The 21,195-nt window shown below is 64.2% G+C and carries 16 protein-coding genes and 3 tRNA genes; 3 read left to right on the top strand and 16 right to left on the bottom strand.

What is annotated here, in order from left to right:
- The 3 genes from M2319_RS14310 to M2319_RS14300 form a co-directional block, all read right to left on the bottom strand.
- Window positions 1-524: GTP-binding protein (locus M2319_RS14310; RefSeq protein ID WP_264602142.1), on the bottom strand; the 524-nt coding region annotated here is incomplete at its 3' end.
- Window positions 525-681: 157 nt separating this feature from the next.
- A tRNA-Gly gene (locus M2319_RS14305) sits at window positions 682-755 on the bottom strand.
- Window positions 756-778: 23 nt separating this feature from the next.
- Window positions 779-863, bottom strand: a tRNA-Tyr gene (locus tag M2319_RS14300).
- A gap of 250 nt (window positions 864-1,113) precedes the next feature.
- On the opposite strand from M2319_RS14300, the gene rlmB reads away from it, so the two are divergent.
- On the top strand, window positions 1,114-1,911 hold the full coding sequence (gene rlmB, locus M2319_RS14295) for a 23S rRNA (guanosine(2251)-2'-O)-methyltransferase RlmB (RefSeq protein WP_264602141.1): 798 nt from the start codon (window positions 1,114-1,116) through the stop codon (window positions 1,909-1,911).
- Between the two features lie 226 nt (window positions 1,912-2,137).
- Here the strand turns inward: rlmB and M2319_RS14290 are convergent, their stop codons facing one another.
- Both M2319_RS14290 and M2319_RS14285 read right to left on the bottom strand, forming a co-directional pair.
- Window positions 2,138-2,956, bottom strand: coding sequence for a hypothetical protein (locus M2319_RS14290; RefSeq protein ID WP_264602140.1), 819 nt, complete (start codon window positions 2,954-2,956; stop codon window positions 2,138-2,140).
- A gap of 223 nt (window positions 2,957-3,179) precedes the next feature.
- The gene (locus M2319_RS14285) at window positions 3,180-3,596 is read right to left on the bottom strand and encodes a BA14K family protein (RefSeq protein WP_264602139.1); all 417 of its coding nucleotides are present in this window, start codon (window positions 3,594-3,596) and stop codon (window positions 3,180-3,182) included.
- A gap of 299 nt (window positions 3,597-3,895) precedes the next feature.
- Here M2319_RS14285 and M2319_RS14280 point away from each other — a divergent pair.
- Window positions 3,896-3,971 (top strand) — tRNA-Thr (locus M2319_RS14280).
- Between the two features lie 375 nt (window positions 3,972-4,346).
- Here the strand turns inward: M2319_RS14280 and M2319_RS14275 are convergent.
- The 7 genes from M2319_RS14275 to M2319_RS14245 all read right to left on the bottom strand — a co-directional run bounded on the left by M2319_RS14275 (window position 4,347) and on the right by M2319_RS14245 (window position 11,662).
- Window positions 4,347-5,339 carry a substrate-binding domain-containing protein gene (locus M2319_RS14275; RefSeq protein ID WP_264602138.1) on the bottom strand — a complete coding sequence of 331 codons (993 nt, stop codon included), beginning with the start codon at window positions 5,337-5,339 and terminating at the stop codon, window positions 4,347-4,349.
- Window positions 5,340-5,370: 31 nt separating this feature from the next.
- Window positions 5,371-6,393, bottom strand: a complete 1,023-nt coding sequence (locus M2319_RS14270) for an ABC transporter permease (RefSeq protein WP_264602137.1) — start codon at window positions 6,391-6,393, stop codon at window positions 5,371-5,373.
- Window positions 6,393-7,889 (bottom strand): sugar ABC transporter ATP-binding protein, encoded by a 1,497-nt coding sequence (locus tag M2319_RS14265; RefSeq protein WP_264602136.1) that lies wholly within the window; start codon window positions 7,887-7,889, stop codon window positions 6,393-6,395. Before M2319_RS14265 ends, M2319_RS14270 begins: the two co-directional genes overlap by 1 nt.
- Window positions 7,890-7,893: 4 nt before the next feature.
- Entirely contained in the window at window positions 7,894-8,916 is a 1,023-nt protein-coding gene (locus tag M2319_RS14260; RefSeq protein WP_264602135.1) for an ABC transporter permease, read from the bottom strand.
- Window positions 8,917-8,983: 67 nt separating this feature from the next.
- Window positions 8,984-10,009 carry a zinc-dependent alcohol dehydrogenase gene (locus M2319_RS14255; protein WP_264602134.1) on the bottom strand — a complete coding sequence of 342 codons (1,026 nt, stop codon included), beginning with the start codon at window positions 10,007-10,009 and terminating at the stop codon, window positions 8,984-8,986.
- Between the two features lie 75 nt (window positions 10,010-10,084).
- Window positions 10,085-10,513 carry an L-fucose mutarotase gene (gene fucU, locus M2319_RS14250; protein ID WP_264602133.1) on the bottom strand — a complete coding sequence of 143 codons (429 nt, stop codon included), beginning with the start codon at window positions 10,511-10,513 and terminating at the stop codon, window positions 10,085-10,087.
- Window positions 10,514-10,525: 12 nt separating this feature from the next.
- Entirely contained in the window at window positions 10,526-11,662 is a 1,137-nt protein-coding gene (locus tag M2319_RS14245; protein WP_264602132.1) for an iron-containing alcohol dehydrogenase, read from the bottom strand.
- 813 nt (window positions 11,663-12,475) lie between these two features.
- Here M2319_RS14245 and M2319_RS14240 point away from each other — a divergent pair.
- Complete coding sequence (locus M2319_RS14240; RefSeq protein ID WP_264602131.1) at window positions 12,476-13,546, top strand: ROK family protein; 1,071 nt, start codon at window positions 12,476-12,478, stop codon at window positions 13,544-13,546.
- A 238-nt stretch (window positions 13,547-13,784) separates the two neighbouring features.
- On the opposite strand, the gene torC is transcribed toward M2319_RS14240, so the two are convergent.
- From torC to M2319_RS14220, 4 genes are all read right to left on the bottom strand, one after another.
- Complete coding sequence (torC, locus tag M2319_RS14235; protein WP_264602130.1) at window positions 13,785-14,969, bottom strand: pentaheme c-type cytochrome TorC; 1,185 nt, start codon at window positions 14,967-14,969, stop codon at window positions 13,785-13,787.
- A gap of 132 nt (window positions 14,970-15,101) precedes the next feature.
- Entirely contained in the window at window positions 15,102-17,483 is a 2,382-nt protein-coding gene (locus M2319_RS14230; RefSeq protein WP_264602129.1) for a molybdopterin-dependent oxidoreductase, read from the bottom strand.
- Between the two features lie 882 nt (window positions 17,484-18,365).
- Window positions 18,366-19,121: an NAD(P)-binding domain-containing protein gene (locus M2319_RS14225; RefSeq protein WP_264602128.1), complete on the bottom strand. Its 756-nt coding sequence runs from the start codon at window positions 19,119-19,121 to the stop codon at window positions 18,366-18,368.
- The gene (locus M2319_RS14220) at window positions 19,121-21,166 is read right to left on the bottom strand and encodes an NADH:flavin oxidoreductase (RefSeq protein WP_264602127.1); all 2,046 of its coding nucleotides are present in this window, start codon (window positions 21,164-21,166) and stop codon (window positions 19,121-19,123) included. The genes M2319_RS14225 and M2319_RS14220 overlap by 1 nt, the downstream gene beginning before the upstream one ends.
- Between the last annotated feature and the right edge of the window lie 29 nt (window positions 21,167-21,195).

Raw genomic sequence — 21,195 nt, 5'->3', positions numbered from 1 at the left:
TCCAGCGCCACCAGCGCCGAGCCCTTGACGATCGGAATGTCGTCGCCCGGGAACTCGTAGGACGACAGCAGCTCGCGAACCTCGAGCTCGACCAGTTCCAGGAGCTCCTCGTCGTCGACCTGGTCGCACTTGTTGAGATAGACCACGATCGCCGGAACGCCGACCTGACGGGCGAGCAGGATGTGCTCGCGGGTCTGCGGCATCGGGCCGTCGGCGGCCGAGACCACCAGGATCGCGCCGTCCATCTGCGCCGCACCCGTGATCATGTTCTTGACGTAGTCGGCGTGGCCCGGGCAGTCGACATGGGCGTAGTGCCGCGCGTCCGTCTCGTATTCCACATGCGCCGTGGAGATCGTGATGCCGCGCGCCTTTTCTTCCGGCGCAGCGTCGATCTGGTCATACGCCTTGAAGTCACCGAAAAACTTCGTAATCGCGGCCGTCAGCGTCGTCTTGCCGTGGTCCACGTGACCAATCGTCCCGATGTTTACGTGCGGTTTCGTCCGCGCAAACTTCTCTTTCGCCATCGGCGTCGCTCTCTCTGTTTGCCCTCAAGCCAAATCCACCCGCCGCGCGCCGTCCCTTTTCGGGCCGGTCAGGACACAGACAGGATCTCCGTCAGAATCCGTTGCCGCCAAGGTTGGAAGGACATTTCTGGAAGCCAGGCCGTTCCCGATCGGATTTTGGAGCGGGCGATGGGAATCGAACCCACGTCGTAAGCTTGGAAGGCTTCTGCTCTACCATTGAGCTACGCCCGCGCAACTTAGGTGATGTTGGCAAATGGTGGAGGGGGTTGGATTCGAACCAACGTAGGCATAGCCAGCGGATTTACAGTCCGCCCCCTTTAGCCACTCGGGCACCCCTCCGACGATTTGCGCAACATCCGGCAACACGGATGGCCAACCAGAAACGCCCCGCCAGGGCGAGGAATCCTGTGGCGCGTGTTATGGCCATCTCGCCCTTGGCTGTCAACGTCCTATTTGCCGCGAAGTTATTGCCATCGCAGGACCCGCATGGGCGCCCCGCCGGCATCGCTCCGGTCTTGCCGCAGCGCCGGTCGCGCCGCCGCCATGGCGCCCATTGTGAAGGGCCGGTGCGCGCCGTATAAGGCGGGCCATGACACGCCCTCCCCATTCCCGCTCGCGGCCGCAGGGCGGCCGCCCCCGCAGACGCGAGGCCGCCGCCGACGACGGCCCGCTCCGGCTCTACGGCCTCCACACGGTGGCCGCGGCCCTCGCCAATCCGCGCCGCACGGCGCACCGGCTGATCGCCACGCCGAACGCCCTTGCCCGGCTTGCCGAACGGGACATCCATCCGGATATCCCCGTCACCGAGGCGAGCGTGAAGGAGATCAACCGCATGGTCGGCGGCGACGCCGTCCACCAGGGGCTCGTTCTGGAGGTCGCGCCGCTTCAGACGATGGGCCTTGAGGAACTTGCCGAAACGCAGCTCCTCCTTGCCCTCGACCAGACCACCGACCCGCACAATGTCGGCGCGATCCTGCGCTCGGCCGCGGCCTTTGCCGTCGATGCCGTGATCGTGCCGCGCCGCCACAGCGCCGCGGAGACCGCAACGCTCGCCAAATCCGCCTCCGGCGCCCTCGACATCGTGCCGCTCGTCTCCGTGCGCAACCTGTCGGACACACTGGACGAGCTCGGCAAGGCCGGCCTTGTCCGCATCGGCCTCGACAGCGAGGGAGACGAGCCGCTGGAGGACGCGCTGGTGGCGGACGACGTCGTCGGGCGCCCGCTGGTCGTCGTGCTGGGTTCGGAAGGTAAGGGCCTGCGACCCCGCACCCGCGCCACCTGCGACCGGCTCGTCCGGCTCGACATGCCGGGCGAGATCAAGAGCCTCAACGTCTCCAACGCTGCCGCCCTCGCCCTTTATGCAGCGACCCGCTCACGGCAGCGCTAGAGCGCTTTCCCAAAAAGTTGATAGACTTTTTGGATAAGAAACCGCGTCAAAACAAAGACTTAAAGCATGTTGCGTGTTTCAGAAAAAACGCAACATGCTTTAAGACCGCAATCCCCTAGACGCGACCGGAAAAACGAAAGGGCGCCCGCGGGGGCGCCCTTCCATGTCATCTCTGTTCGGCAGATCGCCGGCAAGCCGGCGATCCCGCCTTTCCCGCCGTCAGGCGTCAGCGGCAGAACCGCTGCCGGCCCGGCTTGTAGAAGTAGTAGCCGGTGTCGGGATTGAAGGTCTTGTACTTGGCCTCGCAGTAGGCATACCACTCCGGCGTCCAGGGTTCCGGTCCGTAGGCCGGCGGTGCCGGGTCGTCGGCGTAGTAATAGGCCGCGGACGGGATCACCACGACGGTGCTCAGCCACGCATAGGGCCACCAGCCGCCATTGTACCAGTAGTAGCGATGGCCGCGCCAATAGCGCCACGGACGGCCGCCTGGACGTCCCCAGCGCGGCGGACGCGGATAGCGCCGCCAAACACGGTTGCGGTTGCGCCAGGCGCGCGGATTGCGCACGCGATAGCGCCGGGCCCGATAGCGCCGATTACGCAGGCGCCGATCGCGGCGATAGGTCCGGCGGCGGTCGACACGGCGACGATTGACGCGACGGCGGTCGACGCGGCGGCGCTGCGCGCGCCGGCGATTGACGTTGCGACGGCGGTCGACGCGCCGGCGATTGGCGCGACGCTGGTCCGTGCGCAGCCGGTTGAGCCGACGCCGGTTCACCCTGCGCCGCTGCTGCAGGCCGCGCCTGCGGGCGGCACGCGGGTTGGCGGCACGACGGTTCTGACGCCGGAAGCGCCGGCCGTCCTGCACCTTGATGATGTTGGAGGTGGTGGCCCCGCGGTCACCGGCTGCCTTATTGGCGGCCGGAGCGACGGCAAGCCCGTTGATGAGCCCCGGAGTTCTTGGATTGGCGGACGATGACGATATCGCGCCAATCAGACACACGGTCGCTACGAGACAGGCAAGAGCCCATCTGCCGATGCGGATCATGTTGCTTCTCCCGATCCTGTGACACTAGCCGACCCCTGCCGTTTCATGAGGATCACGAGAAAACGGCATATTCGAGGCACGCGGCAAAAGGTTACCTTGACGCCCCTTAACCGCCGCTTTCCACCGAAGCAAATAATGCCTTTATGGCTAACGCCTTATCGTTTTCCGTTAAGGTTTTCCACCAGCCAGGCCAGCCGATCATCCCCTGCGGCGGATGCAAGACTCATTGGCAGAATTCGTAGTGGCCGGCGGGCGAACGGTAGGTTCCGGTGTTGCGATCGAAGCTCGGATAGCGCCGCGCGCAGTCGCGCGCCCAGGCATCGGACCAGGGCTGCAGCCCGCCATCGGCCGGCGCCGTACCGCCGGCCGGAGCCTGGGAGACCTGCGGGGCCGACGGCGGCGTCGGCGGGACCGGCGCCGGAGCGGCCAAGCCGGAACGGTCCGGCGCAGTGACGCCCGGCGGCGCCAGGTAAAGGAGCCCCGGCGTCTTCTTCGACGGCGTCACATAGCTGCCAAGCCGCGGCGGCCGCTGCTCGATGGTCTCCCACGCCGACTGGGCATAGGCGGCGGGCGCTGCCAGGCACCACACCGCGGCAACGGCCAGGAAACCGGAATATCGGTGCCGAGCGGTCATATCCATTCCTCTTCCTGGCACGGGGCCCTCAGTCAGGCACGCCGGCCGCCATGAGTCGTCACGCGCGCACCATAGCGCCGAATAATTGGCAAAACCGTGCCGATTTGCGAAATGAACGCGGAATATGCCGAACCAAGGCCACCGACATCCGCCACAGGTGTCGAAGACCACCCCGCCGGCGCCCTCCCCGATCCCGGAAAAACCAGCCGCACGACGACGCCCCGCGGTGGCGGCAACCCGGTGCCGTCCTGAACCACCACGCCCTCTGGCCCGCCCGCAAAGACCATGGTATCAGCGTCTGCAGGGCCGGTTTAGCTCAGCTGGTAGAGCAACTGATTTGTAATCAGTAGGTCGGGGGTTCGAATCCCTCAACCGGCACCAATGGAATCAATACCTTAAATCGTTTTTTCGAGTCATTTCGTCGCCAAAATCAGCACACACGCTTTTGGACCGGGTGTGGCGCGATCTCGTTCGTTATTCGGTGCCGAAATCCGCGTCCATCGACGTGAGCGCGGCAGCATCTGGCAGTGCGCTACCTCGGTCGGCACCAGGGAAATGCGGGAAAGTACGCGGGAAAAAGCCTCGCCGATGCGTCCGCTCGGATCGCCAAGGGAAGCATCGCCATCGCTGGAGTGCTCGACCTCGGCCGGCGCATGAAACGGCAGCAGATCGTATCCGGACTGGCCCGCGAAAAAAGCAGGCGGGCCGTGGCCCGCCTGCTGCGGTCTGATTTCAGGTGTTGGAGGAAGGAAGAAATCAGATCTTGGGAGGAGTCATGAGCGCCTTGATGGCCGGATCGCCCTTCTTGAGGATCTTCACGCCGGTATCGAGATCGGCGGTCGGAACCTGGCCCATTCCGGGGTTGGTCAGGCTGTCGAACTGGGTCGGATGCGCCGCCGACCAGAGCTGCAGGAAGGACTGGACGCCCATCATGTAGGGGTTCTGGGCGACCGTCGAACCGTACTCGTCGTCTTCGATGCCCTGCAGGATCGGCACGTCGATCGACCATGCCAGGACGTGGACCTTGTTCGGGCCGTCGAAGCGACCGACATTGCGGGTCGCCGCCAGGGCGCCGGTCGCCGGATTGCCGTGGGCGCAGAAGATGACGTTGATCTGGGGATTGGCCTGGAGCATCGCCGTGTTGACCGTCTCGGCCTTCTGCAGGTCGCCCTCGTCGTTCACCTGTGCGACGACCTCGGCGCCGGGCGCGACCGACGCAAGGCCTTCCTTGAAGCCCTGCAGGCGGTGATTGATGGAATCGAGGCCGGGGATCAGCGAAACGCCGACGCGGGCATCGTCGCCGACCTGCTCGCCGACGGCCTTGCCGGCGGCGAAACCGGCATTGTAGTTGTTCGTGCCGACGAACAGCAGGCGATCGGATTTCGGCGAGTCACTGTCGAAGGTCAGGGTCGGCACGCCCGCTTCCATGGCGGCGTTGATGGACCCGACCAGCGTATCGGCGTCGCCGGCGGTGACGGCGATACCCTTCACGCCCTTGGCGACCAACTGGTCGACGGCGCGGGCTTCGGCAGAAGCATCCCAGTCGGCGGGGCCCTGAAGTTCGGTCGTCGCGCCGACGGTCGCCGCGGCGTCCTGGAAGCCGGCATAGGCCCAGTTGAAGAATTCGGACCCCTTGAGGAACACCACCATCGCGTAGTGTTCTTCCGTCTGCTGTGCCTTGACGGGCGCGGCGAGCAGCGAACCGGCGGTCAAGGCGGCGGCAGCAAGGCTCAGGCATATCTTATTCATTGTCGTCCTCCCGGTGGAGTTTGGAACCAAGTCAGGGACTTTGGGGTTGCAGAGATTGGTCAATCTTCTGCTGACGAACGGACTTCATTTTCCGCTCATTCTGTTTGGCGATGACCCGGCTGACGAGGACGGCGATCAGGAGCATCACGCCGTTGACCACGTCGTACCAGAAGGGGTTCACCGCCGAAGTGACGAATGCGTTGTGGACCACGGCAAGGAAGATCGCGCCGAGCACGGTGCCGAAGATCGTGCCGCTGCCGCCCATCATGTCGGCGCCGCCGATCGCCACCGATCCGATGGCCTTCAGTTCCGCCATGTTGCCGTGGCCCCAATGGGCGGCGCCGTATTTGGCGGCGGCCATGACGCCGGCGCACCCGGCCAGGAAGCCGCTCAGCGCATAGATCGCGATCTTCACCCGCGCGACGTCGACGCCGGAATACTTTGCCGCGCGCTCCGATCCGCCGATGAAGTAGATCTGCCGGAAGAACCTGTGATGCGCCAGCAGCAGTCCGAGCACCACGGCCGCGACCACGAAGAAGATGATCGGGAAATCCACGCCGAGGATCTGCCCCTGGCCGAGCCAGAGAAACGAGTCCGAGAACCCGGAGATGGACCTGCCGTCGGTGATCGCCAGATTGACGCCGCGAAGCGTCAGCAAGGTGCCGAGCGTGACGACCATCGGATGGACCCGGAACGACACGGTCATGACGCCGTTGAGCGCACCGATCAGGGCACAGACGGCAACCGTCGCCGCCGTCGCCACCGGCACCGGCAGGCCGACCTCGACCATCAGCTTTGCGACCAGGATTTCGCCGAATGCGAAAACCGATGCGACCGAGAGGTCGATACCGCCGAGAATGATGACGAACGTCATTCCGAGCGCCATGATCGCTTCGAAGATCATGTTCATCGCCAGCACCCGCAGATTCGCGGCCGTCATCACGTTTCCGAAAACGGAATGCGTGAACACCACGATCAGCACGGTGACGACGATGAGACCGATATACTGGAGCCAGCTACTGCTCACTTTGATGTTGGCGAGGTTCATCGACATCAGACCGCCAGCCCCTCCAGTTCGACCGCCGCGTTCATGACATCCTCCTGCGTGAGGGCGCCGGCGCTGTTGTCCAGGTCGGCGACCACCGTGCCGGAGCGAAAGACCAGGATGCGGTCGCTCATCCCGAGCACCTCCGGCAGTTCCGACGAAATGAGAATGATGCTGCAGCCGGAATTCGCCAGTTCCCGCAGCTTCTTGTGAATCTGCGCCTTGGCGCCGACATCGACGCCGCGCGTCGGCTCGTCGACGATCAGCACCTTCGGGTCGGCGTTCAGCGATTTTGCCAGCAGGATCTTCTGCTGGTTGCCGCCCGACAGGCTGAGGATCGTCGCCGACGGCCGCTTCGGACGGATGTCCATTTCCGTAACGTACCGCCAGGTCGCGTCGCGCATGGCCTTGCGGTTTTCCATGCCCAACCGCGCCTCGCGGTCGAGCACGCAGGAGCTCACGTTGAGCACCATGTCGTAGTCGAGGAACAGGCCGCTGCCCTTGCGATCCTCCGACAGATAGACGATGCCGTGCCGCAGGGCGTCGTGCGGCGAATTCAGCTCGACCGGCCGTCCGTTCAGCTCGAACCGGCCCGAGGCCCGCTTGCGCGCATTGATCAGCGCCAGCATCGCCTCCGTCCGGCCGGCGCCGATCAGGCCCGCCATTCCGAGGATCTCACCCTTGCGAAGATCGAAATTGACGTCCTTGACCGCGCCGAACAGGGAGAGGTCCCGGCACGAGAAGACGACGTCCCCGACGCTGGCGCTGCGCTCCGGATAAAGGTTGCTCAGCGACCGGCCGACCATCAGCGAGATGATCTCGTCGGAACTGGCTTCCGCCGTCAGCCGCGTTCCGACGTTGCGGCCGTCGCGCAGAACCGTGATGCGGTCCGAAATCTCGAAAAGCTCGTTGAGCTTGTGCGAGATGAAGACGATCGCCAGCCCGGAATCCCTCAGATCGCGCACGACCTGGAACAGCTCGTCGATTTCCTTTTCCGACAGCGACGAGGTCGGCTCGTCCATGAAGATGAGCTTGGCGTTCAGCACGACGGACTTGGCCACCTCGACGAGCTGCTGCATGCCGATGCTGAGGCTGCCGGCGAGCGCGCGCGGGTTGATGTCGACCTGCATCCGGTCGAAGACGGCCTGGCACCGGGCATACATCGCGTTCCAGTCGTTGAAGCCGAACCGCGTCGTGATCTCGCGCCTGAGGAAGATGTTCTCCGCGACGGTCGCCTGGGGCACGATGCTCAGTTCCTGGTGAACCACGCTGATGCCCGCGCTCATTGCCTCCAGCGGCGTGTCGAACGAGACGATGTCGCCGTCGAAGACCACCTTGCCGGTATCCCGCGGGAGGTTGCCCGAAAGGATGTTGACCAGCGTCGACTTGCCGGCGCCGTTCTCGCCGATCAGGGCATGGACCTCTCCGGCCTTCACGTCGAAGCTGACGTCTTCCAGAACGTTGTTGCCGAAGAACGACTTGTTGATCCCGCTCGCCTGCAGCATGGCCCTACCTCCGCGTCCGGATGGTGCGCAGGGCGTCGATGCCGACCGCCACGATCAGGACCACGCCGATCGTCGCCTGCTGCCAGTTCGGATCGCCATTGAGGAGAATGAAGCCGTTGCCGATGAGCGCGAGCAGCAGGACGCCGAGAAAGGTGCCGAAGATGCTGCCCGATCCGCCGAAGAAACTGGCGCCGCCGATGACCGCCGCCGCGATCGCCCGCATTTCGGCGGTAATGCCGTAATTGGCGTAGCCGATCTTGTTCGCCGACGTCATCAACAGCGCGGCGATCCAGACGAAGAACGCCGAGATCATATAGGCGGCGATGGTCAGGCGTTCGACCTGGATGCCCGACAGCTTGGCGGCCTCGGCGTTCTGCCCGATGAAGAACAGCCGCCTGAGCGGCACCCAGTTCGACAGCAGCAGGCCGAAGACGAGCGTCGCCGTCAGCGTGACGATCAAGAGGACCGGCACGCCATAGCTGGCGTCTCCGATCTGGAAGACGAATTCGTTGCGCGCGAACCTGGAAAACCAGCGCGGCGCCGTCGGGAAGGAAATGTACTGTCCGGTCGTCAGCACGGTCGCGACGCCGCGCGCCGCCGTCATCATCGCCAAAGTCACCAGGAACGGCAGGATGCCGACCCGCACGATGAAGAAGCCGTTGGTGAAGCCGCAGGCGAGCGCAACGACGAGACCGCCCAGCACGGAGGGCAGCACGGGCACGCCTGCCCTGAGCAGCAGCGCCATCACCACCGAGCTGAGCGCCATCACCGCACCGACGGAAAGATCCAGCCCGCGCACGATCAGAACCGTCGTCATGGCGATCGCCAGAAGCAGATCGTAGGACATCAAGGACAGCACGGCCTTGAAATTGATCCAGGACAGGAAGGTGTCCGGCCGCATGATGCCAAGACCGATGACGACCACGGCATTGATGGTCAGCAGCCAGAACTGACGACTTGAAAGCACGGACTTGAGGGGGATTTTCATCCCCTTGTCCTTGTCGACAAGTGCTTGCGCACTGCTCATCGCGTCCTCTCCCGTCCCTGCACGCGTGCCGGACTTAAATCGTTTCCGCGGCTTTGAAGCACCGCTTTTACAGAACGATCATCGCCTTCATTGTCTTTTCGGGGTTCTGGTCGATGTATTCATAGGCCCGCATGTACTCGTCGAACGCAAATCGAACCGAGACGAGCGGAGATAGTCTTACGGTTTCTTTCTGAATAAGGTCTATGGCGCCCAGATAGTCTTCGTGCTTGTACATCAGGGTGCCTTTCAGGATGATTTCCCGGTCGCCCAGAACGGCCATGTCGACCTTCGGCCTGTCGCCGTAGACCGCGACGGCAACGATCGTCCCGCCCTTGGCGACGAGCTGAACGGCGGTGTCGAGCGCCGATTCCACGCCCGCGACTTCGAAGGCCACGTCAAATCGGGACGGGCCGAAAACCGTCTCGACCGCCTCGGCAACATCGCCGGTCCTGGGATTGACGACGTTGGCGATCCCGCACTCCCGGACCTTTTCCAGCCGGTAGTCGCTGACGTCGCTGACGAGGACGTTGCCACCCTTCGCCTGGGCCACCTGGGCGATCAAATTGCCGATCGTGCCGGCGCCGGTGACGAGAATGTTCTTGCCCGACACGGGCCCGGCCCGCGACACGGAATGGACCGCCACGGCCAACGGCTCGATGAAGGCGCCGATTTCGGCACTCATCGTCTCCGGCAGCGGAATGACCATGTCCTGCGGGAAGGTGACGTAATCCTGCGCCACGCCGGGCGCCTGGAAGCCGCGCACCTTCAACGCGTCGCAGATATTGAAATCGCCGCGCCGGCACGGATCGCATTCGCCGCAGAACACCTGCGGCAATGCCGTCGCCAGTCGGCCGACCGGGAACTTCGTCGCATCGACATTGGCGCCGACGGCGACGATCTCGGCCGAAAACTCGTGCCCCTGAATGACCGGATAGGACGTGAACGGGTGCTTGCCGTGGTTGACATGGATGTCGGACCCGCAGACCCCGATCTGCGAGACGCGCAACAGGATCTCGTCGTCGCCCGGTGCCGGGACCTCGACATCGTCGCGGAACAGGATCCTGCCCGGCTCAACCATCGTTGCTTGGCGCATTTTCCTCGATGCCCTTCTTTTTCTTACAGTCTGGCCGAATGACGGCCCTCGGCGCCGCAAGTGTTGCGGAACGTGCTAGTAGACACCCTTCTTGAGCAGCAGGTTTCCGTACTTGACGACAGAGCCCGTGACGACGACACAAAATGCCTGACGCGCTCGCGCGTAGAAGTCGTGGCGATCTTCCAGGAACGTTGTTTTCGGAAGGCCGGAATCGTACTTGTCGATCACCGACCGGTATTTGCTCTCCAGGTCCCGATCCTCCACATCATCTTGCGGAGCCGCGACCATGACGATGGAATCCTCGACATAGGTGTCGATCGGAAAGAGCGGCAGGACGGCGTCGAGCAGGCGGGGGATCTCCACCCCGTCGAGCCTGATGACGCGCTGGCCGATGCTGTGCGCGGGAAACAGCGCGTCGGAGAAGACGATTTCATCGCCATGCCCCATCTGCGCCAGGACGTGGAGCAGGTCCGGGGGGATCAACGGAGAGATGCCGCGCAGCATTGCCGTCGCTCCTCAATAGACCGCTTCGACGATGGCGCGCATGTCCTCGGCGCTGGCGACCCGGGGATTGGCCTGGTAGTCCGGCAGCACCATGCACTGCACCGCCAGCGCGTCGAGGTCCGAGGCCTTGGCGCCGAAATCGCGCAGGCGCTTCCTGAGGCCGATCCGGTCGAGGAACGTTTCGATGGCGTCCTGGGGCGAGGCCGCCGCCGGCGCCAGCGACGTCCTGAGCATCTCGAAGTCGTCCGGGGCCGAGGCCAGGGTGTATTTGACAAATTCGGGATAGACGATCGCCAGCGCCTGGCCATGGGCGATGTTCGGATAGAACCCGCCGACCGCCATGCCGATGCCGTGCGGCAGCGTCACCCCGGCATTGGCGATGCACATGCCGGCCAGGGTGTCGGCCAGGGCCATCTGGGTTCTGGCCTCCAGATTGGCGGGGTCTTCGAGCACGATCGGCAGATACCGGCCGACGAGCCCGACCACCTCCCTCGCCAACGTCCTGACGATCGGACTGGTGTTGGCGTGGATGTAGCTTTCGAACGCATGGGTGAAGACGTCAAAACCGGTCGGCGCGCTCACCTCGGCCGGCGCCGTGACCATCAGGGTCGGATCGACGATGGCGAGATCGGGAAAGATCCGTTCGTTGAAGATCGCCGATTTGTAGCGCTCGTCCTCATTGGTGAAGACGCTGACCTGCGTCACATGCGAGCCGGTGCCCGACGTGGTCGGGATGGCGACGATCGGCAGGGTCTTGTCGGTGGGCTGGGTGTCGCTGCTCCAGATGTAGTTCCACAAGGAACCGGCATGGGTCGCCCCGACCGCAATGGCCTTGGCCGTGTCCATCACGGAGCCGCCGCCGATCCCCACCACGACATCGACGCCCGCTTCCCTGGCGAACCGGCTCCCGGCCTCAACGGACGAAAGGGTCGGGTTCGGCACGACGCCATCGAAGAGGGACACGGTCATGCCCGCGTCTTCCAGGCTCTTCTTCAGAATGGCGAAGGACGGCGCCAGGTAGGACTTTACGGGCATGCTGACCACCAGGGCCCGCCTGCCGAACGGACGCGTCAACGTTCCGGCATCGGTGAGAGCATTCACGCCGAAGTGGAGCTTGGTGGGAACGTGGTAGGAAAACGTTCCGGGCATGCCGGCCTCCTTCCTAGTTTGTTTTTTTTATGAACTTACTCCAAAAGATTCCCGTTGTCACTAGCGTTAACCACCCCCTCATGCGATTGGGAGACAATGTCGCAGAAACGATTTTTTCTCCTTCTTGTTCAATAATTTAGCCCGCATGACAACCGCTAGTAACATGTCCCTTGAACCACGCCTCTCCGACAGGGAGCGGCCCGCGCTCCGGGCTGATTCCAGTTTGCATATTTCATGAATATTCCCCTTGTCGAAACGCGGCAGGCACCACCGAGGGCGACGACGATGTCCCGGGGAACGGCCAAGCATGCCGCCCTGACAACGCGCTTGGGCCAAAGGCGGCGGCGGCCCACGACGCCCCTGCCCTTCGGGCCGCATCTTGTCGCAAAGCCCCCGGCAAAGCCGGCTTCGGGACACTCCAGCACGCGCCTGCCCGTCGACCGAGGAGATTCCAGCTATTCCGGCGGGCTGACTCCGACCAGCCCGGAATGCGGGCTTGACGGCAGGTGGAAGACGCGCCCGGCGCCGCCCCGGGCACGAGCCGTACCTGCCCGGAGCAGCGGCGAAACTGCCCGCGAGGTCAGCCGGCCCAGCCCCTCAAAGGCGTTTATTCACAAAGTAAAATTTCTTTGACACCACATGGCGAACGCTCTATTTCAAGCGATCGGCAATGGTCCAGGCCAACCTGCCCGTAGCATTGAATTGAAAGCCATCCGGATGCCGCCCGAAGCAAAAAAGCCAAGTCATCGGCTTACGGCTCTGAACATAATTCGCGACAAGGGCGTTATCAGTCGGACCGAGCTCGCGCGGCTGATGAAGCTGAGCAAACCCAAGATCACCCTGATCTCCCAGGAGCTGATCGACGCCGGCCTCATCGAGGTCACCGGGCAAGGGGAATCGACATCGAACGGCGGCCGCAAGCCGACCCTGCTGTCGTTGCGCAAGGCCTATCCCAAGGTGGTCATCGGGGTCGATATCGGCACCTATAATCTGAGGATTGCCGTTGGCTACCTGAACGGCGAGCACCAGCTTTACCGGACGGAAAAGACCAATCGCAGCCAGTTCCCGAATTCCATCTTGCGCCAGGCGTCCAATGCCATCCTGGAATTGATGCGCGATCACGGCCTGGCGCGCGACGACGTCGTCTGTATCGGGGTCTCCATAGGCGGCCTCGTCGACAGCGACACCGGCCGGGTCGTCTATTCTCCCAATTTCAAATGGGAGAATGTCGAACTCGCAAAGCTCCTCAGCGCCCAGGTGGAACTGCCCGTCTACGTCGAGAACTGCACCAAGACGATGGCCCTCGGCGATCTGTTCTATGACAAGCTGACGAATTCCGACGTCGCGCTGTTCGTCAACCACGGCTTCGGTGTCGGCTCGGCCGTCGTCCGCAACAGGCAACTCGTGCCCGGCTATTGCGAGCTCGGACACATCACGATGCACAGCGGCAAAGAGGTCATCTGCTATTGCGGCAAGAACAACTGCCTGGAAACGCAGGCCTCCGGCTGGGCGATCGAATGGATGGCCATGGATCGCCTCGACAAGGAACTGTCGGCCCAGGAAGTCGCCGAACTCGCAGCAGCCGGAAACGAGGTCGCCCGGGACATCTATCAGCACGTCGGCCGTTATCTCGGCGAAGCCGTCGCCGCCAGCGCCAACCTGCTGAGCCCCGATTACATCATCGTCGCCGGCGGCATCAGCCAGGCCAGCGACTGGTACCAGGACGCCCTGGAAGACGCCTTCCAGACGAACACGATGCGCTTCATCTACGACAAGGCCAGGATCGTCTTCTCCGATTGCAAGAACGAAAGCGCGATCCGGGGCATCATCAAGCTGGCGCTGACAAAGGGCATCTTCCTGTCCGAAGCGACCGTCAGCCAGTAAGGGAATTCATTCCCGAAAAGTCCGCCGAATTGCCGGCGGCGCACGGGCCACGCGGCCGCAAGGACCACCGCGTTACCCCCGGCCGGCCTGTGCCGACCGGCGGACCATCCCCTCGATTCCCCCGCACGGCAGACGCGGCCATGCACAGGTCGAATGCCCCGACGGCAGGCGTTGCGGCCGGGGCATCACGACGGGGCGGACGACCAATCCGGTCGACCGCCGGCGTATCGCCGTAGCCTCAATGCCCGGCGACGTCGGACGCGTGCATCTGCAGGTATTTCTGCAGGAACCGGTACTGCTCCGTGTCGATGGAGATGTTCTGCTTCATCGAGTTGAGGGTGCCGATCCACTGGTTGGCGACGTAGTGGTTGACCGCCGGCGCCGTATGGCAGGTGGCGCAGGTGGCGCCGTAGAGTTCCGCGCCATAGGCCCAGAGCGGCTCGACCTTGTCAGTCAGATCCCCGGCAGGAATCCACACATCCATCGACGCTTCGCTCCAGACCTGGCCGGTGTCGGGATCGGTCTGGGATGCGCCGGACGAGACCAGGTCGGTCGCCGCAGGGCTGAGCGCGGCAACGAAGATGCGCTTGCCGGCACGCGCATAGACGACCCGGTCGACGTTTTCCTGGCGCCAGCCCGTCGCGCGCACCTTTAGCTGGTCGCCGTCGCGCTCCAGCACCTCCACCGGCGTTGCCGCCAGCAGCCGGCCGGCCGCGCGTCCGCCCTCGCCGGCCTTTTCAGCCGTGAAGCCGATGGTCTTCAGCGTGTAATAGGTGTTGCCGGCCTGCGGCGACAGGGCGGCGGCCGAGGCGACGATATCGGACCACATGGATTTGAAGCCGCTCGTCATGTCCGGCATCTTGTGGGCGATGCCCTTGTGGCAGTCGATGCAGGTGTCGCCGTCGGCCATCGCCTTCTGCATCCGCTTGGACGCTTCCGGGCGCTGCTTTTCGAAATGCATGGCGGTGAAGGAATGGCAGTTGCGGCACTCGCGCGAGTCGGTCGATTTCATGGTGTCCCAGACCCTCTGGGCCATCTCCAGCCGGTTCGCCTCGAATTTCTCCTGCGTGCTGATGGTGCCGACGACCTTGTGATAGAGCTCGTTGGAGGCCTGGATCTTGCGCACGACCTTGTGCACCCAGTCCTTCGGCACGTGGCAGTCGGAACAGATCGCACGCACGCCCGACGCGTTCTTGAAGTGAACGGTCTCCTTGTACTCCTGATAGACGTTGTCACGCATTTCGTGACAGGAGATGCAGAACTCCAGGCTGTTGGTCATCTCCATCGCCGTGTTGAAGGCACCCCAGAACAGGACGCCGCCGATGCCGCCGGCGACAAGGATGGCCGCCAGGGGCAGGCCGGTGTAGGGCGACCAGAGCCATCCCCAGATTTTGCGCAATCGTGAGAGCACTGCAGTCTCCATGCCGAGAGTCCCGCCGCCAGCCGGCATCGCTGCCGAGCCGAAATCGTCGCGGGGTGAGAAGAAGGATTTTCCGGAATCGATGCCCGAAAATCCCCGGCCGGCCACGCCGGCCGGGGCAGATGCTGTCAGAGCCTAGACGGCCGGATCGAACGCCGTCACGGCCGGCGCCGGCTGGTCGTATTTCTCGACCTGGACGATGGCCGTACCGGCGATCGTCGCCTGCGCGAAGCGCGAGGTCAGCGGATCCTCGCGGGTCAGGTTGTTCGGCGAGCCGTACTTGTCGAGCGAGCCGATCTCACCTGGTTTTTCCGGATTGTACCAGGCACCCTCATGCAGGCAGATCGTTCCCGCCGCGATATCGTCGGAGACGACCGCACCGGCAAGAGTCTGTCCGCGCTCGTTGAACAGCCGGACGATATCGCCCGACGCGATCCCGCGGGCCGCCGCATCGTCGCTGTTGATGTAGGCCGGCTCACGGCCCTCAACGGCGTATTCCTCGCGCATCGTCGTGTTGCACATCTGCGAATGCAGGCGGTGCGGCGGATGCGGAGAAATGAGCTGCAACGGATACTTGTCGGCGTGGGCGCTGCCGCGCCATTCGACCGGCTCCATCCAGGTCGGATGCTTTGGGCAGTCCTCGTCGTAGCCGAGCTTGGCAACGAACGGAGAGACGAACTCCAGGAGGCCGGTGGACGTGCCGAGCGGATTGAGCAGCGGGTCCTCGCGGAAGTCGGCCAGGTGCACGTAGTCGCCCTTGCCCATCGGAAACTCGATGACGCCCTCGCCGGCCCAGAACTCGTCGAAGGACGGCATCTGCACCGTCTGCGACTTCTCCCTGGCCTCGTTGTAGAGCATCTCGACCCAGTCCATTTCCGACCGGCCCTCGGTATAGGCGTCGCCGAAGCCGAGCCGCTCGGCGAACTCGGTCAGGATGTCGTAGTCGGTCCGCGAGTTGTACTGCGGGTCGACGGCGGCATGGGAGGCGACGATCAGGTTCATGACCTGACCGAGGTCGTTACGCTCCAGATCGCTCGATGCCGGCAGGATGATGTCGGCGAAGCGGGCGCTCGGGGTCCACCACGGATCCTGGACGATGACTGTCTCCGGCGCCTGGAACGCCTTGACCACCCGGTTGGTGTCCTGGTGATGGGTGAACTGGTTGCCGCCGGAGGTATAGACGAGACGGATATCGGGATAGGTGATGTCGCGTCCCTTGCACTGGATCGTCTTGCCCGGATTGAGATAGGCATCGGTCAGGCAGGCGATCGGGAACGGGTCCGGAATGGCGTTCTTGCCGCGCGGAGTACCGCCGACGCGTGGCATGTCGGCCTTGGGGAAGCCGCCATCGGCATAGTGGGCGCCGAAGGTCAGGCCACCGCCCGGCAGGCCGATCTGGCCGAGCATGGCCGCAAGCGCGACGAGCGCCCAGGGCGCATGCTCGCCATGGTGCTGACGCTGGATCGACCAGCCGCAAACGATCTTCGTGCGGGTGCCCGCCATCTTGCGGGCGAGTTCGCGGATCGAGTCGGCCGACAGGCCGGTGATCTCCGCGGCCCAGTCCGCACTCTTGGCCTGGCCATCGCTCTCGCCGGTCAGATAGGCGCTGAACTCGTCGAAGCCGAAGGTGCAGTTGGCGATGAAGTCGGCGTTGTGCAGCTTCTCGGTATAGAGCGTGTGCATCATGCCGAGCGCCAGCGCGATGTCCGTGTTCGGCCGGACCGGCATCCATGCGCAGTCGAGCCCCTGCACCGTTTCGGACCGCATCGGATCGAGCGCGATGACCTCGATCGGTGCGTCCTTGAGCTCCCGCCACGCTTCGGTCATGTAGCGACCGGACAGGATCCGGGAGGTGGCCAGCGGGTTGGCGCCCCACAGCACGATGAGCTTGGCGTTGTTGCGGATCGACGGCCAGTCGCTGGTCAGCATCGGCCCGCCCCAGGCAACCGCCGGCAGGATTTCCGACACCGCCTGGTTGGAGTAGTTGCCGAAGAAGGTCGAAGAGCCGCCATAGCCGTTGAGGAAGCGCTGCAGCAGCGATTCCGTCTTGTAGAAATGGGCGTGGTTGCTGGCCCAGGAGCTCTTGCCGCGATGCAGCGAGGCGTTGCCGTAGGTCGTCTTGACCCGATCCATCTCCTCGGTGACGATCTTGGCCACCTCGTCCCAGCTCACCTCCACGAAGTCGCCGCTGCCGCGATCGGTCCGGTCGCTCTTTTCGCGGTTCTTCAGGAAATCGCGGCGCACCGTCGGCGCCTTGACGCGGGCCCGGTTATAGAGCCGGTCGGGCATCGAGTTGATCAGCTCCCAGGACGCGCCGACCTGCTTCAGCGGCTCGACCGAGGTCACCGTTCCGTCCTTCTTGACCAGCCACATCGGACCGAAGGCGGTGTTGACCAGCACGCGGCCGTTGGCGACGCCACCGGTGCCGGATGCGGCCCTTGCCAGATGGGGCAGCATGATGGTGCTGAGGGCGGCACCGGGGACGATATCCCGGATGAATTCCCTGCGACTTACCATGGGTTTAGTGTCCTTTTTCAAAGGCCCGACCTGTACCGTCGAAAGCCGGCGGGTCCGGTACGCGGACGCCGTTGCAAGCTCTCGACACCGTTCTCCCGGGCGCGACGGCGGTCACACCTGGCAAGAAATCCCAATCCGGACGGCGAGATCCAGATCGGGGACGACGGGTGATCCGGATCGGGAACGAACTTTCAGGAGGACATGCGGGACCGGCCGTCGCCTCGAAGGCGCGGATCTGCCCACGAAGACCGAAGGTCTCGCGGATCACCTGATCACACCGGTTCTATTGCCCCCCCGGGCATGAACGGCCAGACGATCCCTTTGGCCGACCGTTCGACGCTTGCGGCTCAAATGTGCGAGTCGAAAGCAAAAAGACGCATAGCAAACAACAAAGTCATTGGCAAGACATTTGCTAAAGCAAGATCGGTTTTATTAAAAACATACCATTTTAAATATGTATTAAGCGATTTCTTGATCCATATCAAAGGAAAAATAAAGTAGACGAATGACCGAAATTACTGTTTTGAATACTTCAAAAGCGAAGCGAGCACAATACCACCTATACCGAATTGTCATAACTACCCAGAAGTCCACATGGTGGCGTAAGAGAATACTTTATGGTTGCATGGACGACGCAATGCGTCGGCCAACGGGTCCGCCGCGTCCGGATTTTCCCGAATCCGTTGGGCCGGCCAGACTGTGTGACGTGCGGTGTGAAGCTGCCGCGTCCACGGCGGCTACGCCCGATGCCTGCCGATCCGAGGCCTGAACCTCGATGATGGCCGAGCGGACGCCTTCGCCCTCGAATCGATCGACGGTGGTGCGGTCAATGAAGCGGCCCGGCGGGACCGGGAGGTCGGCGAGCCGGCAGCGGCGGCGCCGTCAGGAACCGTCCGGCCGTTCCAGCCGGTCGAGCCCGGCGATCAGTGCGTCGTAGACGCCGGCCTCGCCCATATGCTCGCGGAGCCGGGCATTATAGCCGCTGGGCGTTGAGAGTTCGCCGATCATGCGGGCGATGACGCCCGGCATATCGAGCGGATCGGCGGTGAGGCCGCCGCCGATCAGCAGTCGCAGGAAGGTTTCCGCGGCCGCCGGATCGCCCGTGCGCGCGCCGAGCCAGTCGCTCGCCACCTGAATTTCCTTGAGCACTGGCGACAGCAGCGCCTGGGCGGCGAGATAGTGGTTGAAAGCCGCCGCATCCGGCATCGCGATGACGGTGTTGCTGTGGCCGAACAACGCGTCGAGCAGCGCCGATTCCGGAAAGGCGAGGATCGGCGAGCCGCCATGGGCGATGAACGTGAACGGGATCATCAGCGCGTCGGCACTTGCCGGCGCAACGAGATCGGCGATCTCTTCCAGGCTCAAGCCGACCATCAAGGAGACGACGCGCTGGTCGGCGCGAAAGGTCAGGTCCTTGAGAACGCCAGGTGCGACATTGCCCCTCATGCCGAGGAAGACGACGTCGCTGGCGTCGATGACGCCCTGGTTCGATGCCACCGTCACATTGTCGAAGGCGGCCGCGAGCGCCGCCGCAGTGTCGGCGTTGCGCTCCGAGACGGTGAATTCGTGGCCGTCGGCGACGATGCCGCGCACCACTGCCGAGGCGATCGTGCCGGTTCCGATGATTCCGATCCGCATCAAATATCCTTCATCAGCCTGAGGGCGTCGTAGATCGCCGCGTGGGTGTTGCGGGCGCTGACCGCATCGCCGATGCGGAACAGCATGAAGCCGCCGTCCGGATTACGCCGGACCGTCTGCGGCCGGCCGGCAATGAGGTCGCCGTAGTCGACGGCGCCGGCGTTCAGCGACAGCGGCTTCAGCTCGAAATAGAGGTCGGCGAGCGGCAGCGTGCCGTAATTGACCACCACCTGGTCGTAGAGCTTTTCGCTGGTGAAATCGCTGTAGTCGGTGCCGATGGTGGCCTTCAGCCGGTTGCCGTCGCGGGCAACGCCGAGGAGCCGCCGCGTGACGGTGAAGGTGACGTCCTTGTCCTGCAGCGCGCGCATGTAAGGCACGAGGTTCATGCCCATGATGTCCGGCGCGAACACCCGGTCCGGCGTCATCACCTCGACGGTGGAGCCGGCATTGGCCGCGACCTCGGCCGCCATCAGCCCCGGATGGTCGCCGCTCTCGTCATAGATGAGGACGTTCGCCGCCGGCTTGACGTCGCCGGCAATGATGTCCCAGCTCGTCACCACGAGGTTCTGTTCCTGGCCGCTCTCGTAAAGCTCGACATTCGGCAGCCCGCCGGTCGCGACGATGACGACGTCGGGCTCGAGCGCCGTGACGTCGTTCGCCTCCGCCCAGGTATTGAAGCGGAACGTGACGCCCTTGGCCTCACACTGCGCCAGCCGCCAGTCGATGATCGACAGCATCTCGCGGCGGCGCGGGTTCTGCGCCGTCAGCCGGACCTGTCCGCCGGCATGGGGCTGGACCTCAAAGACGGTGACCTCGTGGCCGCGCTCCGCGGCGACCCGCGCCGCTTCCAGGCCGGCCGGCCCGGCGCCGACGATGACCACCTTCTTCGTTGTATCGGCCGGCGCGATGTCGTGCGGCATGGTCAGCTCGCGCCCGGTCGCCGGATTGTGGATGCAGAGCGCCTCCCCCGCCTGGTAGATGCGGTCGAGGCAGTAGGTGGCGCCGACGCAAGGCCGGATGTCCTCCTCGCGACCAGCCATGATCTTCCTGACCACATGCGGGTCGGCCATATGGGCCCGGGTCATGCCGACCATGTCGAGGAGCCCGGAGGCAACCGCATGGCGCGCGGTGGCGACGTCCGGGATCTTGGCGGCATGGAAGGTCGGCATGCCGGTTGCGGCCTTGACCGCGCCAGCGAAATCGAGGTGCGGCGCATTCTTCATGCCCTGCACCGGGATGACGTCGGTCATCGTCGGGTCGGTATGGATACGCCCGCGGATGACGTTGAGGAAGTCGACCATGCCGCTGTCGGCGAGCCGCTTGGAGATCTCGATCCCCTCTTCCGCATCGATGCCGCCGGCCTCGGTCTCGTCGGCGGTGTAGCGCACGCCGACGATGAAGTCGTCGCCGACCCGGTCACGCACGGCCTTCAGCACGTCCATCGGCATCTTCATGCGGCTGTCGAGGCTCGCCCCGCCATAGGGTCCGTCGAGGTCGTTGGTCAGCGGTGACCAGAACTGGTCCAGGAGATGGCCGTAGACCTGCAGCTCGATGCCGTCCATGCCGCCCGCCTTCATGCGTTCCGCCGCATCGGCAAAATCGGCGATGATGCGCTCGATGTCCCAGTCCTCGGCGAGCTTGGGGAAGGCCCGGTGCGCCGGTTCGCGGTGCTTTGAGGAGGAGACGGAGGGCAGCCAGTCGCCCTTGGCCCAGCCCGTGCGCCGGCCGAGATGGGTGATCTGGATCATCACCGCGCAGCCATGCTCGTGGCAGGCGTCGGTGAGCCGCTTGGTCCACGGGACCACCTCGTCCTTATAGGCAAGGATGTTGTTGAAGACCGGCGGGCTGTCGCGGCTGACGGCGGCCGAGCCCGCGGTCATGGCAAGCGCCAGGCCCGCCCTCGCCCGCTCTTCGTGATAGGCGACGTAGCGGTCCTTCGGCATGCCGTCTTCCGGATAGGCCGGCTCGTGGGCCGTCGTCATGATCCGGTTCTTGAGGGTCAGGTGCTTGAGTTGAAAGGGTTCAAGAAGCGGGTCGTTGTTCATTTTTCCTCGTCCAACACGCGCTGCCGAAA

This window comes from Rhodobium gokarnense (assembly GCF_025961475.1).
In the GTDB taxonomy this organism is placed as follows: domain Bacteria; phylum Pseudomonadota; class Alphaproteobacteria; order Rhizobiales; family Rhodobiaceae; genus Rhodobium; species Rhodobium gokarnense.
This window is presented reverse-complemented; position numbering and strand designations above follow the sequence as displayed.